This window comes from Streptomyces sp. NPDC058664 (genome assembly GCF_042716635.1).
Taxonomy (GTDB): domain Bacteria; phylum Actinomycetota; class Actinomycetes; order Streptomycetales; family Streptomycetaceae; genus Streptomyces.
Map to the genome: position 1 here is coordinate 1 of NZ_JBHXRW010000018.1, position 13,472 is coordinate 13,472.

The 13,472-nt window shown below is 67.8% G+C and carries 12 protein-coding genes and 1 tRNA gene; 10 read left to right on the forward strand and 3 right to left on the reverse strand.

The window, feature by feature from the left end; all coding sequences use genetic code 11:
• Nucleotides 1-312 precede the first annotated feature (312 nt).
• A complete protein-coding gene (locus ACFWUY_RS16540) occupies nucleotides 313-945 on the reverse strand; it encodes an NAD(P)-dependent oxidoreductase (protein WP_384107988.1) in 633 nt (210 codons plus the stop codon).
• Nucleotides 946-1,030: 85 nt separating this feature from the next.
• Between ACFWUY_RS16540 and ACFWUY_RS16545 the strand changes: the two genes are divergently transcribed.
• A complete protein-coding gene (locus ACFWUY_RS16545; protein ID WP_384107990.1) occupies nucleotides 1,031-1,627 on the forward strand; it encodes a TetR/AcrR family transcriptional regulator in 597 nt (198 codons plus the stop codon).
• Here ACFWUY_RS16545 and ACFWUY_RS16550 read toward each other — a convergent pair.
• On the reverse strand, nucleotides 1,620-2,639 hold the full coding sequence (locus ACFWUY_RS16550) for an adenosine deaminase (protein WP_384107992.1): 1,020 nt from the start codon (nucleotides 2,637-2,639) through the stop codon (nucleotides 1,620-1,622). The genes ACFWUY_RS16545 and ACFWUY_RS16550 overlap by 8 nt on opposite strands.
• A gap of 123 nt (nucleotides 2,640-2,762) precedes the next feature.
• Nucleotides 2,763-3,989, reverse strand: coding sequence for a pyridoxal phosphate-dependent aminotransferase (locus ACFWUY_RS16555; protein WP_384107994.1), 1,227 nt, complete (start codon nucleotides 3,987-3,989; stop codon nucleotides 2,763-2,765).
• 218 nt (nucleotides 3,990-4,207) lie between these two features.
• Here ACFWUY_RS16555 and ACFWUY_RS16560 point away from each other — a divergent pair.
• The 9 genes from ACFWUY_RS16560 to rpoB all read left to right on the forward strand — a co-directional run bounded on the left by ACFWUY_RS16560 (nucleotide 4,208) and on the right by rpoB (nucleotide 13,404).
• Nucleotides 4,208-4,280: transfer RNA gene (locus ACFWUY_RS16560), tRNA-Trp, on the forward strand.
• Nucleotides 4,281-4,383: 103 nt separating this feature from the next.
• On the forward strand, nucleotides 4,384-4,671 hold the full coding sequence (secE, locus tag ACFWUY_RS16565) for a preprotein translocase subunit SecE (protein WP_384107996.1): 288 nt from the start codon (nucleotides 4,384-4,386) through the stop codon (nucleotides 4,669-4,671).
• 44 nt (nucleotides 4,672-4,715) lie between these two features.
• Nucleotides 4,716-5,651, forward strand: a complete 936-nt coding sequence (gene nusG, locus ACFWUY_RS16570; RefSeq protein WP_384107998.1) for a transcription termination/antitermination protein NusG — start codon at nucleotides 4,716-4,718, stop codon at nucleotides 5,649-5,651.
• Nucleotides 5,652-5,810: 159 nt separating this feature from the next.
• Nucleotides 5,811-6,245, forward strand: coding sequence for a 50S ribosomal protein L11 (rplK, locus tag ACFWUY_RS16575; RefSeq protein WP_015035536.1), 435 nt, complete (start codon nucleotides 5,811-5,813; stop codon nucleotides 6,243-6,245).
• A gap of 82 nt (nucleotides 6,246-6,327) precedes the next feature.
• Nucleotides 6,328-7,056: a 50S ribosomal protein L1 gene (rplA, locus tag ACFWUY_RS16580; protein WP_384108000.1), complete on the forward strand. Its 729-nt coding sequence runs from the start codon at nucleotides 6,328-6,330 to the stop codon at nucleotides 7,054-7,056.
• A 119-nt stretch (nucleotides 7,057-7,175) separates the two neighbouring features.
• Nucleotides 7,176-8,099 carry a hypothetical protein gene (locus tag ACFWUY_RS16585; RefSeq protein WP_384108002.1) on the forward strand — a complete coding sequence of 308 codons (924 nt, stop codon included), beginning with the start codon at nucleotides 7,176-7,178 and terminating at the stop codon, nucleotides 8,097-8,099.
• 247 nt (nucleotides 8,100-8,346) lie between these two features.
• The gene (rplJ, locus tag ACFWUY_RS16590; protein WP_384108004.1) at nucleotides 8,347-8,877 is read left to right on the forward strand and encodes a 50S ribosomal protein L10; all 531 of its coding nucleotides are present in this window, start codon (nucleotides 8,347-8,349) and stop codon (nucleotides 8,875-8,877) included.
• Between the two features lie 113 nt (nucleotides 8,878-8,990).
• On the forward strand, nucleotides 8,991-9,374 hold the full coding sequence (gene rplL / locus ACFWUY_RS16595) for a 50S ribosomal protein L7/L12 (RefSeq protein ID WP_266968276.1): 384 nt from the start codon (nucleotides 8,991-8,993) through the stop codon (nucleotides 9,372-9,374).
• A gap of 547 nt (nucleotides 9,375-9,921) precedes the next feature.
• On the forward strand, nucleotides 9,922-13,404 hold the full coding sequence (gene rpoB, locus ACFWUY_RS16600) for a DNA-directed RNA polymerase subunit beta (protein ID WP_384108007.1): 3,483 nt from the start codon (nucleotides 9,922-9,924) through the stop codon (nucleotides 13,402-13,404).
• The last annotated feature ends 68 nt before the right edge of the window (nucleotides 13,405-13,472 follow it).

The window sequence follows — 13,472 nt, forward strand, 5'->3', positions numbered from 1 at the left end:
CCGCCGCGGCAGCGAGGCGAACACATCGGCAACGAACTCCGCCACCTCACCCCGGAGCCGTTCCACCTCCCCCAGTCTCATAGCCGGAAGATGCCCACCAACAGGAAAGATCACCCAACGTAACGAAGCACTACTAGGGCGTGTCCGGCGGATCATGGCCGGGGCCGCGACGCCTGGCACGGCACCTCGCCGCGTTGCCGAAACGCCCGAATAGCTCCGCTATCAGGACGCTCCGGCGCCTTGCGATGCGCCGCACCAGGCGCCGCGACCTATCCGACCCTGATCCGCCGGACACGCCCTGGAGCCGCCGCCCTAATAGGCCACGCCCACGCCCTGCTTGACCGTCGCCGGGTCGTCGATCATCGCCAGCATCGCGTGGGCCACGTCCGCGCGGGCGAGTGAGCGGCCGCGGGGCGGGGTGCCGCCGACGACCGTGCGGTAGCGGCCCGTGGCCGGCTTGTCCGTCAGCTTGGGCGGGCGTACGGAGGTCCAGTCCGTCGTGCTGGTGGCGAGGTCGGACTCCATGACCCGCAGATCGGCGTAGACGTCCTTCAGGACCGCGTTGACGACCGCGAGGACGGCCCTGTCCAGTAGGGCCTGGCGGTCGGGGACCGGGCCGAGCGGGGCCGCGCTGACCACCAGGAGGCGGCGCACCTTCTCCGCCTCCATGGCCGTGAGCACCGAGCGGGTCAGCCGCGCGGCCACCCCCGCGTCCGCGCGGCTCCGGGCCCCGAGGCCCGAGAGCACCGCGTCCCGGCCCTTGACGGCGCCGCGCAGGGCCTCCGGGTCGGACAGGTCCGCGCGGAGGACCGTGAGCCGTTCGCCGGTCGCCGTGAGCCGCGCCGGGTCCCGCACCACCGCCGTCACCCGATGGCCCGAGGCCAGGGCCTGCCGGACGATCTCCTGGCCGATGCCGCCGGTCGCACCGAAGACCGTGAGCTCCATGTCGCCCTCCTGGGGTGGGTAAGTATTCACTCACCCCCAGGGTGGGTGGATACTCACTCACGCGTCAAGCGTCGTTGGAGGATGCATGGAACAGAAGCCGACCCGCGTACGGATCGTCGACGCGGCTCGCGACCTGATGCGGACGGCGGGCCTCGCCCGCACCACGACCAAGGAGATCGCCAAGGCCGCCGGCTGCTCGGAAGCCGCGCTCTACAAGTACTTCACCAGCAAGGAAGAGCTGTTCCTCACCGTTCTCAATGAACGGCTGCCCCAGCTCGGCGGACTCCTCGGCACGCTCGCCGCCGACCCCGGTGGCCGCACCGTCGAGGAGAACCTCACCGAGATCGCCCGGCAGGCGGCCCTCTTCTACGAGCAGACCTTCCCGGTCCTCGCCTCCCTCTACGCGGAACCGCAGCTCAAGCAGCGCCACGACGAGGCCATGCGCACGTACGGCAGCGGCCCCCACAAGCCCATCGAGGGCCTCGCCGCCTATCTGCGCGCCGAGCAGCGGCACGGCCGCGTCGCCGCGGACGCCGACCCGATGGCGGCCGCGTCCCTGCTCCTCGGCGCCTGCGCCCAGCGCGCCTTCGCCTGGGAGGCGACCCCGGACCGCAGGCCGCCGGACTCCGTCGACGACTTCGCGAGCGCCGTCGCCCGCACCCTGCTGCGAGGGCTCAGCTAGCGATCCAGTCGTCGATCCCCGCGAGCAGCTTCGCCCGGACGCCCTCCGGGGCCGCCGAGCCCCGCACCGACTGCCGGGCCAGCTCCGCGAGTTCCGCGTCCGTGAACCCGTGGTGCCGGCGGACGATCTCGTACTGGGCGGCGAGCCGCGAGCCGAAGAGCAGCGGGTCGTCCGCGCCGAGCGCCATCGGCACCCCCGCCTCGAAGAGGGTCCGCAGCGGTACGTCCTCGTGCCTCTCGTACACCCCGAGCGCCACGTTGGACGCCGGGCAGACCTCGCAGGTCACCCCGCGCTCCGCGAGCTTCCGAAGGAGCCGCGGGTCCTCCGCCGACCGCACCCCGTGACCGACGCGCGAGGCCCGGAGGTCGTCCAGGCAGTCCCGTACGGACGAGGGACCCGTCAGCTCGCCGCCGTGCGGGGCCGCGAGCAGACCGCCCTCCCGGGCGATCGCGAAGGCCCGGTCGAAGTCCCGTGCCAGTCCCCGCCGCTCGTCGTTGGAGAGCCCGAAGCCGACCACCCCCCGGTCCGCGAACCGCACGGCGAGCCGGGCGAGCGTACGCGCCTCCAGGGGGTGCTTCATCCGGTTCGCCGCGACGAGCACCCGCATCCCGAGCCCGGTCTCCCGCGAGGCCGCGTCGACCGCGTCCAGGATGATCTCCAGGGCCGGGATGAGCCCGCCGAGATGCGGGGCGTACGAGGTGGGGTCGACCTGGATCTCCAGCCACCCGGAGCCGTCCCTGACGTCCTCCTCGGCAGCCTCGCGCACCAGCCGCCGGATGTCCTCGGGCGAGCGCAGGCAGGAGCGGGCGATGTCGTAGAGCCGCTGGAAGCGGAACCAGCCGCGCTCGTCGGTCGCCCGCAGCCTGGGGGGCGTACCGCTGCTCAGCGCCTCGGGGAGGTGCACGCCGTACTTGTCGGCCAGCTCGATGAGGGTGGTGGGCCGCATCGAACCGGTGAAGTGCAGGTGCAGATGGGCCTTGGGCAGCAGGGTGAGATCGCGTACGTGCTCCATTGGCCGATCCTGCCGCACCCGAATGGACCAGGACACCCCCTTTCCCCGATCGGGACCTTGCTAGAACGCAAGAACGGGCCCCCGGTTCCGAAGAACCGGGGGCCCGCACGGCAGGGACCGGTGTCAGTCGGTGGCCTCGGCCAGCAGCTTCTGCATCCGGGACACGCCCTCCGCCAGGTCCTCGTCGCCGAGCGCGTACGAAAGACGCAGGTAGCCCGGCGTGCCGAAGGCCTCGCCCGGGACGACCGCGACCTCGGCCTCGTCCAGGATCAGCGCCGCGAGCTCGACCGAGGTCTGCGGACGCTTGCCGCGGATCTGCTTGCCGAGCAGCGCCTTCACCGACGGGTACACGTAGAACGCGCCCTCCGGGGTCGGGCAGTACACGCCCTCGATCTCGTTGAGCATCCGCACGATCGTCTGGCGGCGCCGGTCGAAGGCACGGCCCATCTCGGCGACCGCGTCCAGGTTGCCCGACACGGCGGCGAGCGCGGCCGCCTGCGCCACGTTGCTCACGTTGGACGTGGCGTGCGACTGCAGGTTCGTCGCGGCCTTCACCACGTCCTTCGGGCCGATGATCCAGCCCACGCGCCAGCCGGTCATCGCGTACGTCTTGGCGACGCCGTTGACGACGATGCACTTGTCGCGCAGCTCCGGCAGGACCGCGGGCAGCGAGGCCGCGGACGCGTCGCCGTAGACCAGGTGCTCGTAGATCTCGTCCGTCAGCACCCACAGACCGTGCTCGACGGCCCAGCGGCCGATCGCCTCGGTCTCGGCCTCGCTGTAGACGGCGCCGGTCGGGTTCGAGGGGGAGACGAAGAGGACGACCTTGGTCCGCTCCGTGCGGGCCGCCTCCAGCTGCTCCACCGAGACCCGGTAGCCGGTGGTCTCGTCGGCCACGACCTCCACCGGGACACCGCCCGCGAGGCGGATCGACTCGGGGTACGTCGTCCAGTACGGCGCCGGGACGATGACCTCGTCGCCCGGGTCGAGGATCGCCGCGAAGGCCTCGTAGATCGCCTGCTTGCCGCCGTTGGTCACCAGGACCTGGGAGGCGTCGATCTCGTAACCGGAGTCGCGCAGTGTCTTGGCGACGATGGCGGCCTTCAGCTCGGGCAGACCGCCGGCCGGCGTGTAGCGGTGGTACTTCGGGTTCTTGCAGGCCTCGACGGCCGCGTCGACGATGTAGTCCGGGGTCGGGAAGTCGGGCTCACCCGCGCCGAAACCGATCACCGGGCGCCCGGCGGCCTTGAGGGCCTTGGCCTTGGCGTCGACGGCGAGGGTGGCGGACTCGGAGATCGCACCGATCCGGGCGGAGACCCGACGCTCGGTGGGAGGGGTAGCAGCGCTCATACGGCCCATCGTCCCAGACCGCCCGAAGGCCCGGCACACAGGTTTCACGGACCGGACAGGAACGGTCATTCCCGGTCGTACGCGCGTCCGACGGCAGGTCGGTCGGGGTCCGCTCGCGGTTTCTGTTCGACGTGGAGCCCTCTGACCACGTATGCTCACTGCTCGTTGGCCCGCACCGACCACATCTCACGATGCGGTAGGTTGGGGGACACCAACAAAGGGTCGTAGCTCAATTGGTAGAGCACCGGTCTCCAAAACCGGCGGTTGGGGGTTCAAGTCCCTCCGGCCCTGCTACACACACCGCCAGGTGTTGTGCGCATGTACGTACTTCATTGCACCGCCGTGCGGCTCCACCCGGGCGCGGCACGGCCGACCCGGAATCAGGTGAGAGATCGTGACGGACGCCGTAGGCTCCATCGACATGCCTGATGCCGATGACGAGACCTCCGAGTCGAAGAAGAAGTCCCGTAAGGGCGGCAAGCGCGGAAAGAAGGGCCCTCTCGGCCGTCTCGCGCTCTTCTACCGTCAGATCGTCGCGGAGCTCCGCAAGGTCGTCTGGCCCACTCGTAGCCAGCTGTCGACGTACACCACTGTGGTCATCGTCTTCGTCGTCATCATGATCGGCCTTGTCACCGTGATTGACTATGGCTTCCAGGAAGCAGTCAAGTACGTCTTCGGCTGACTTTTTGTTCCACCCCATCTGTATCGCAGGAAGAAGCAGCCACCGTGTCTGACGCGAACCTGAACGAGGCCTTCGAGTCCGAGTCCGTCGAGGACGAGCTGGACATCGTCGAGGCCGCCGACGAGGACCAGGCCGACGCTGCTGACGACGTTGCCGGCGAGGCCGCGGAGGAAGCCGCTCTCCACGTCGAGGACGAGGACGAGCTGGACACCGACGAGGACGTCGACGCCGCCGAGGGCGACGAGGACGAGACCGTCGAGGCCACCGAGGGCGTCGAGGACGAGACCGTCGAGGCCACCGAGGGCGTCGAGGACGAGGACGCCGAGGAAGAGACCGACGAGGAGGCCGAGCCGGCCGCCCCGGTCGACCCGGTCGCCGCGCTCCGCGAGGAGCTGCGCACCCTCCCCGGCGAGTGGTACGTCATCCACACCTACGCGGGCTACGAGAAGCGCGTGAAGGCCAACCTCGAACAGCGTGCCGTCTCGCTCAACGTCGAGGACTTCATCTACCAGGCCGAGGTCCCCGAGGAAGAGATCGTCCAGATCAAGGGCGGCGAGCGGAAGAACGTCAAGCAGAACAAGCTTCCCGGCTACGTTCTCGTCCGCATGGACCTGACGAACGAGTCCTGGGGCGTCGTCCGCAACACCCCCGGCGTCACCGGCTTCGTGGGCAACGCCTACGACCCGTACCCGCTGACCCTGGACGAGATCGTCAAGATGCTCGCCCCGGAGGCCGAGGAGAAGGCCGCCCGCGAGGCCGCCGAGGCCGAGGGCAAGCCGGCTCCGGCCCGCAAGCTGGAGGTCCAGGTCCTGGACTTCGAGGTCGGCGACTCGGTCACCGTCACCGACGGGCCCTTCGCGACCCTCCAGGCGACGATCAACGAGATCAACCCCGACTCGAAGAAGGTCAAGGGCCTCGTCGAGATCTTCGGTCGCGAGACCCCGGTCGAGCTCAGCTTCGACCAGATCCAGAAGAACTGATCTCATCAAGTTTCCGACCAGGTCAGAGTGGCTGTCACAGCCGCTCTGACCTGCTCGGTTTTTAGCCGCGCGTGTATACCCGTTATCGTTGTGCGGTATGCCTCCATCCGGATGACCGGATGGCGGGCTGAACACTCTCACTAGGACCCGGAGAGAGCAATGCCTCCCAAGAAGAAGAAGGTCACGGGGCTTATCAAGCTCCAGATCAACGCCGGTGCGGCGAACCCGGCCCCGCCGGTCGGCCCCGCGCTCGGTCAGCACGGCGTCAACATCATGGAGTTCTGCAAGGCCTACAACGCCGCGACCGAGTCGCAGCGTGGCATGGTCGTGCCGGTGGAGATCACGGTCTACGAGGACCGCACCTTCACCTTCATCACCAAGACTCCGCCGGCCGCCAAGCTGATCCTCAAGGCCGCGGGTGTGGACAAGGGCTCCGGCGAGCCGCACAAGACCAAGGTCGCCAAGCTCACGGCCGCCCAGGTCCGCGAGATCGCCACGGTCAAGCTCCCCGACCTGAACGCCAACGACCTGGACGCCGCGTCCAAGATCATCGCTGGCACCGCCCGTTCGATGGGCATCACGGTCGAGGGCTGAGCAGCCCCCGTTCGACCTTTTCAGTGGTAGGGCCAGCGCCGGCCCGCACCACGACTCCACACCTGAACCACCAGGAGAAGAAGTGAAGCGCAGCAAGGCTCTCCGCGGCGCGGACGCCAAGATCGACCGGGAGCGGAACTACGCCCCCCTCGAGGCCGTCCGTCTCGCCAAGGACACCGCCACCACGAAGTTCGACGGCACCGTCGAGGTCGCCTTCCGCCTGGGTGTCGACCCGCGCAAGGCCGACCAGATGGTCCGTGGCACCGTGAACCTTCCGCACGGCACCGGTAAGACCGCCCGGGTCCTGGTCTTCGCGACCGGTGACCGTGCCGAGGCCGCGATCGCCGCCGGCGCCGACATCGTCGGCTCGGACGAGCTCATCGACGAGATCTCCAAGGGCAACCGCCTGAACGAGTTCGACGCCGTGGTGGCCACCCCGGACCTCATGGGCAAGGTCGGCCGCCTCGGCCGCGTCCTCGGCCCGCGTGGTCTCATGCCGAACCCCAAGGTCGGCACCGTCACCCCCGATGTCGCGAAGGCTGTCAACGACATCAAGGGCGGCAAGATCGAGTTCCGCGTCGACAAGCACTCGAACCTGCACTTCATCATCGGCAAGGTCTCCTTCGACGAGACCAAGCTGGTGGAGAACTACGCCGCGGCTCTGGAGGAGATCCTCCGTCTGAAGCCGTCCGCCGCCAAGGGCCGCTACATCAAGAAGGCGACCCTGACGACGACGATGGGCCCCGGCATCCCGCTGGACTCCAACCGCACCCGCAACCTCCTCGTCGAGGAGGACCCGGCCGCGGTCTGAACCCCATCGGTTCGCTGAGTGGTCAACAGGCCCCCGCCTCTCCTCGGAGAGGCGGGGGCCTGTTCTTTGTTACGGTCCAAGAAACCGTGAAGACGTTGATCAAGGGGTGGGGAACACTCATGAACGTGTCCGCATGGAAGCGCGCGGGCGTCGCCCTGACGGCCACGGCCGTCGTGGTGGGCGTCGCGGGGTGTCAGGACGGCGGCACGAAGGCGGCCGACGCGCCCGTGAAGCCGCGGACGCAGAGCCTGGAGGACGTCACCAAGGTCATCCGGGCCGCGTACACGAAGACCTCCGAGGCCAAGGCCGCGAAGATCCGGATGACCATCGAGATGACGGGCACCGGCCCGGACACCGGCACCACCACCATGACCGGTGTGCAGGGCTGGGACCCGGCCGCGATGGACGTGACGATGTCCGGGGGCATGTTCGCCGGCGCGGGCGCCGCCGGAATGCCCGAGAAGATCCGCATGATCATGCGTGACAACGTCATGTACATGGACATGGGTGCCGAGCAGGCCGCCGAGATGGACGGCAAGCGCTGGATGAAGATGGACTTCGCGGGTATCGCGAAGGAGACGGACGCCGTCCTGGGGAAGCAGATGTCGCAGGGCCTGGGCGGTATGAACCAGGACCCGGCCCAGCAGCTCGCGCTCCTCCTGGAGGCCCCGGGCATCAAGCACATCGGCCCGGAGAAGGTCGAGGGCGTCGACGCCCAGCACTACAAGGGCTCGGTCGCCTTCGAGGACATGCTGGATGCCAACAAGGCCTTCGACGGCATGCCGAAGGCGGACCGCGACAAGCTCGTCGCGACGATGAAGGACTCGGGGATCAAGGGCTACGACACCGAGCTCTGGGTCAACGGCGACGGCTACCCGGTCAAGATGGTCGTCGGCATGAAGATGCCCGAGGGCACGATGAACATGACCGCCTTCTACTCCGACTACGGCACGAAGGCGAGCGTCGAGGCCCCGCCGGCCAAGGACACCTTCGACCTCATGGAGATGCTCAAGGGCCTCGGCGAGGGCGCCGGTCAGAGCTGATTTGCCCGAAGCCGACACCGTCACGTACTCTTCCACAGAAGCCAAAGACCGCTGGTCGTTACTGCGCCCCAGGGCGCGGTGGCCGAAGGATTCGCTGAGACGCGAACGACCCGCGCAGGTGATTGTGGAAGAGTTCCCGGATCTTCGTGATGCGGTAGAGCTGAGCCCCGAGCGCCTGCGCCGGGGCGTTTTGTTTTGTCAGCCCCTTCTGAGCGGTCCTCATCACCCGGAAGGAGGCCGACGCTCTATGGCAAGGCCCGACAAGGCTGCCGCGGTAGCCGAGCTTGAGGACAAGTTCCGCAGCTCGAACGCCGTCGTGCTGACCTCGTACACGGGGCTCACCGTGGCGCAGCTCAAGACGCTGCGTCGTTCGCTCGGTGAGAACGCCCAGTACGCCGTGGTGAAGAACACGCTGACCAAGATTGCGGCCAACCAGGCCGGGATCGCCGCGCTGGACGACCAGCTTGCTGGTTCGACCGCGGTCGCCTTCGTCACCGGTGACCCGGTGGAGTCGGCGAAGGCTCTGCGTGACTTCGCCAAGGACAACCCGAACCTCGTCATCAAGGGCGGTGTCCTTGACGGCAAGGCGCTGTCCGCCGACGAGTTCAAGAAGCTCGCGGACCTCGAGTCCCGCGAGGTTCTGCTCAGCAAGCTGGCCGGCGCGTTCAAGGGCAAGCAGTCCCAGACTGCCTCGCTCCTCCAGGCGCTGCCGTCGAAGTTCGTCCGCACCGCGGAGGCGCTTCGCGTCAAGCTCGCCGAGCAGGGCGGTGCCGAGTAACTCGGCTCGCGCATTGACCGCCTCCCACTAGGGGGACGGTCGCAGCGGGCCGAAAGTACGCCCGCCTCTACATACATCCGGCACCTGCCGAATTAGTGGAAGGATCGCCCATCATGGCGAAGCTCTCTCAGGACGACCTCCTCGCCCAGTTCGAGGAGATGACCCTCATCGAGCTCTCCGAGTTCGTGAAGGCCTTCGAGGAGAAGTTCGACGTCACCGCCGCCGCGGCCGTCGCCGTTGCCGGCCCGGGCGCCCCGGCCGCCGGTGCCGAGGCCGTCGAGGAGCAGGACGAGTTCGACGTCATCCTTGAGGGTGCCGGCGACAAGAAGATCCAGGTCATCAAGGTCGTGCGCGAGCTCACCTCCCTGGGCCTCAAGGAGGCCAAGGACCTCGTCGACGGCACCCCGAAGCCGGTCCTCGAGAAGGTCGCGAAGGAGGCCGCCGAGAAGGCTGCCGAGTCCCTCAAGGCCGCCGGCGCCTCCGTCACGGTCAAGTAAGACCGTTTCGGCTCGCTGAGCTGACTCCTGCCCCCGTGTAACGCGGGAGCACCGAAAGGCGATCACCCTTGTGGGTGGTCGCCTTTCGGCGTTCCCCGGGAAGGGCGTGGCGGGGTCCCTGAGGGTGGCCGGAAGCGGAGTATGGTGATCTTCGCCGTGCGCCCCGCAGACCGGGGGCCTTGACGAACCGCACGCAGCGCGCAATTCTCAGGACGCGTCGTCACAACGATCCGTTTCCGAGGCATGGATCGACGGCTGAACGGGCAGTATCGAGGTGCGCCACTTGGCGCGAGGCACCGCGGAGTTGAGAGCAACGAGGGTCGCGAATTATTCGCCCTGGACATCAGTGAGCCACTTGGCTACACTGACCCTTTGCGCTGCCTGTTAGCTGCCCCCTGCCCGTCACCAGGGGCATACCTTCGCATCCGCTTCGTGGACCGACCCCGTCTGACCTGGCCTTTCGGTCATCTCAGGAAAAGTCTGCCGTGAAGCACTGCTGGGGACCGGTACGCGCGTAGTGAGTCCGAGCCCTCGGAAGGACCCCCTCTTGGCCGCCTCGCGCAACGCCTCGACCAATACGAACAACGGCGCAAGCACCGCCCCGCTGCGCATCTCCTTTGCAAAGATCAAGGAGCCCCTCGAGGTTCCGAACCTCCTCGCGCTGCAGACCGAGAGCTTTGACTGGCTGCTCGGCAACGCCGCCTGGAAGGCTCGTGTCGAGGCTGCCCTTGAGTCGGGACAGGACGTCCCCACGAAGTCCGGCCTGGAAGAGATCTTCGAGGAGATCTCGCCGATCGAGGACTTCTCCGGGTCGATGTCGCTGACCTTCCGCGACCACCGCTTCGAGCCGCCGAAGAACTCCATCGACGAGTGCAAGGACCGTGACTTCACGTACGGCGCCCCGCTCTTCGTCACCGCCGAGTTCACCAACAACGAGACCGGCGAGATCAAGTCCCAGACGGTCTTCATGGGCGACTTCCCGCTCATGACCAACAAGGGCACCTTCGTCATCAACGGCACCGAGCGTGTCGTGGTGTCGCAGCTGGTCCGATCGCCGGGTGTCTACTTCGACTCCTCGATCGACAAGACGTCCGACAAGGACATCTTCTCCGCCAAGATCATCCCGTCCCGGGGTGCCTGGCTGGAGATGGAGATCGACAAGCGCGACCTGGTCGGTGTCCGCATCGACCGCAAGCGCAAGCAGTCCGTCACCGTCCTCCTCAAGGCTCTCGGCTGGACCACCGAGCAGATCCTCCAGGAGTTCGGCGAGTACGAGTCCATGCGCGCCACCCTGGAGAAGGACCACACCCAGGGCCAGGACGACGCGCTGCTCGACATCTACCGCAAGCTGCGTCCGGGCGAGCCGCCGACCCGTGAGGCCGCTCAGACGCTGCTCGAGAACCTCTACTTCAACCCGAAGCGCTACGACCTCGCCAAGGTCGGCCGCTACAAGGTGAACAAGAAGCTCGGCGCGGACGAGCCGCTGGACGCCGGCGTGCTCACCACCGACGACGTCATCGCCACGATCAAGTACCTGGTCAAGCTCCACGCGGGCGAGACCGAGACGATCGGCGAGAACGGCAACGAGATCGTCGTCGAGACCGACGACATCGACCACTTCGGCAACCGTCGTCTGCGCAACGTCGGCGAGCTCATCCAGAACCAGGTCCGCACGGGTCTGGCTCGTATGGAGCGCGTCGTGCGCGAGCGCATGACCACCCAGGACGTCGAGGCGATCACGCCGCAGACCCTGATCAACATCCGGCCGGTCGTCGCCTCCATCAAGGAGTTCTTCGGCACCAGCCAGCTGTCCCAGTTCATGGACCAGAACAACCCGCTGTCGGGTCTGACGCACAAGCGTCGTCTCTCGGCGCTGGGCCCTGGTGGTCTGTCCCGTGAGCGGGCCGGCTTCGAGGTCCGAGACGTGCACCCGTCCCACTACGGACGCATGTGCCCGATCGAGACCCCGGAAGGCCCGAACATCGGTCTGATCGGTTCGCTCGCCTCGTACGGCCGCGTCAACGCGTTCGGCTTCATCGAGACGCCGTACCGCAAGGTCATCGACGGCCAGGTCACCGACGAGGTCGACTACGTCACCGCCGACGAGGAGGACCGCTTCGTCATCGCGCAGGCCAACGCCGCGCTCAACGACGACATGCGGCTCACCGAGAACCGCGTCCTGGTGCGCAAGCGTGGCGGCGAGGTCGACTACGTCCTGCCGTCCGAGGTCGACTACATGGACGTCTCGCCGCGCCAGATGGTGTCGGTCGCGACCGCCATGATCCCGTTCCTCGAGCACGACGACGCCAACCGTGCCCTCATGGGCGCGAACATGATGCGTCAGGCCGTCCCGCTCATCAAGAGCGAGGCGCCGCTGGTCGGCACCGGCATGGAGTACCGCTGTGCCACCGACGCCGGTGACGTGCTCAAGGCCGAGAAGGACGGTGTCGTCCAGGAGCTGTCGGCCGACTACATCACGGTCGCCAACGACGACGGCACGTACATCACGTACCGCCTGCACAAGTTCTCCCGCTCCAACCAGGGCACCTCTGTGAACCAGAAGGTCGTCGTGGACGAGGGCGACCGCGTCATCGAGGGCCAGGTCCTCGCCGACGGTCCCGCCACCGAAGACGGCGAGATGGCGCTCGGCAAGAACCTGCTCGTGGCGTTCATGCCGTGGGAGGGTCACAACTACGAGGACGCGATCATCCTGTCGCAGCGCCTCGTGCAGGACGACGTCCTCTCCTCGATCCACATCGAGGAGCACGAGGTCGACGCCCGTGACACCAAGCTCGGCCCGGAGGAGATCACCCGGGACATCCCGAACGTCTCCGAGGAGGTCCTCGCCGACCTCGACGAGCGCGGCATCATCCGTATCGGTGCCGAGGTCGTCGCCGGCGACATCCTCGTCGGCAAGGTCACGCCCAAGGGCGAGACCGAGCTGACGCCGGAGGAGCGCCTGCTCCGCGCGATCTTCGGTGAGAAGGCCCGTGAGGTCCGTGACACCTCGCTGAAGGTGCCGCACGGCGAGATCGGCAAGATCATCGGCGTCCGCGTCTTCGACCGCGAGGAGGGCGACGAGCTTCCCCCGGGCGTGAACCAGCTGGTCCGCGTCTACGTCGCCCAGAAGCGCAAGATCACCGACGGTGACAAGCTCGCCGGCCGTCACGGCAACAAGGGTGTCATCTCCAAGATCCTTCCGATCGAGGACATGCCCTTCCTCGAGGACGGCACCCCGGTCGACATCATCCTCAACCCGCTGGGTGTCCCGTCCCGAATGAACCCGGGACAGGTCCTGGAGATCCACCTCGGCTGGCTCGCCAGCCGCGGCTGGGACGTCTCCGGCCTCGCGGACGAGTGGGCGCAGCGCCTCCAGGCGATCGGCGCCGACCAGGTCGCCCCGGGCACCAACGTCGCCACCCCCGTCTTCGACGGTGCGCGTGAGGACGAGCTCGCGGGTCTGCTGAACCACACCATCCCGAACCGCGACGGCGAGCGCATGGTGCTCCCGACCGGTAAGGCGAGGCTGTTCGACGGCCGCTCCGGCGAGCCGTTCCCGGACCCGGTCTCGGTCGGGTACATGTACATCCTCAAGCTGCACCACCTGGTCGACGACAAGCTCCACGCGCGTTCGACCGGCCCGTACTCGATGATCACCCAGCAGCCGCTGGGTGGTAAGGCCCAGTTCGGTGGCCAGCGCTTCGGTGAGATGGAGGTGTGGGCGCTGGAGGCGTACGGCGCCGCTTACGCCCTCCAGGAGCTGCTGACGATCAAGTCCGACGACGTGACCGGCCGCGTGAAGGTCTACGAGGCCATCGTCAAGGGCGAGAACATCCCTGAGCCCGGCATCCCCGAGTCCTTCAAGGTGCTCATCAAGGAGATGCAGTCCCTGTGCCTCAACGTGGAGGTGCTGTCCTCGGACGGCATGTCCATCGAGATGCGCGACACCGACGAGGACGTCTTCCGCGCAGCGGAGGAGCTCGGCATCGACCTGTCCCGGCGCGAGCCGAGCAGCGTCGAAGAGGTCTGACGGGAGTCCGGCCGGGGGGACCATTCACGGTCCCCCCGCCGGCCCCAGGACCCCCGTATCAGACCCCA

Coding starts and splice junctions, on each gene's coding strand:
- ACFWUY_RS16540 (WP_384107988.1), bottom strand. CDS start 945: ATGGAGCTCACGGTCTTCGGTGCGACCGGCGGCATCGGCCAGGAGATC.
- ACFWUY_RS16545 (WP_384107990.1), top strand. CDS start 1,031: ATGGAACAGAAGCCGACCCGCGTACGGATCGTCGACGCGGCTCGCGAC.
- ACFWUY_RS16550 (WP_384107992.1), bottom strand. CDS start 2,639: ATGGAGCACGTACGCGATCTCACCCTGCTGCCCAAGGCCCATCTGCAC.
- ACFWUY_RS16555 (WP_384107994.1), bottom strand. CDS start 3,989: ATGAGCGCTGCTACCCCTCCCACCGAGCGTCGGGTCTCCGCCCGGATC.
- rplK (WP_015035536.1), top strand. CDS start 5,811: ATGCCTCCCAAGAAGAAGAAGGTCACGGGGCTTATCAAGCTCCAGATC.
- ACFWUY_RS16585 (WP_384108002.1), top strand. CDS start 7,176: ATGAACGTGTCCGCATGGAAGCGCGCGGGCGTCGCCCTGACGGCCACG.
- rplJ (WP_384108004.1), top strand. CDS start 8,347: ATGGCAAGGCCCGACAAGGCTGCCGCGGTAGCCGAGCTTGAGGACAAG.
- rplL (WP_266968276.1), top strand. CDS start 8,991: ATGGCGAAGCTCTCTCAGGACGACCTCCTCGCCCAGTTCGAGGAGATG.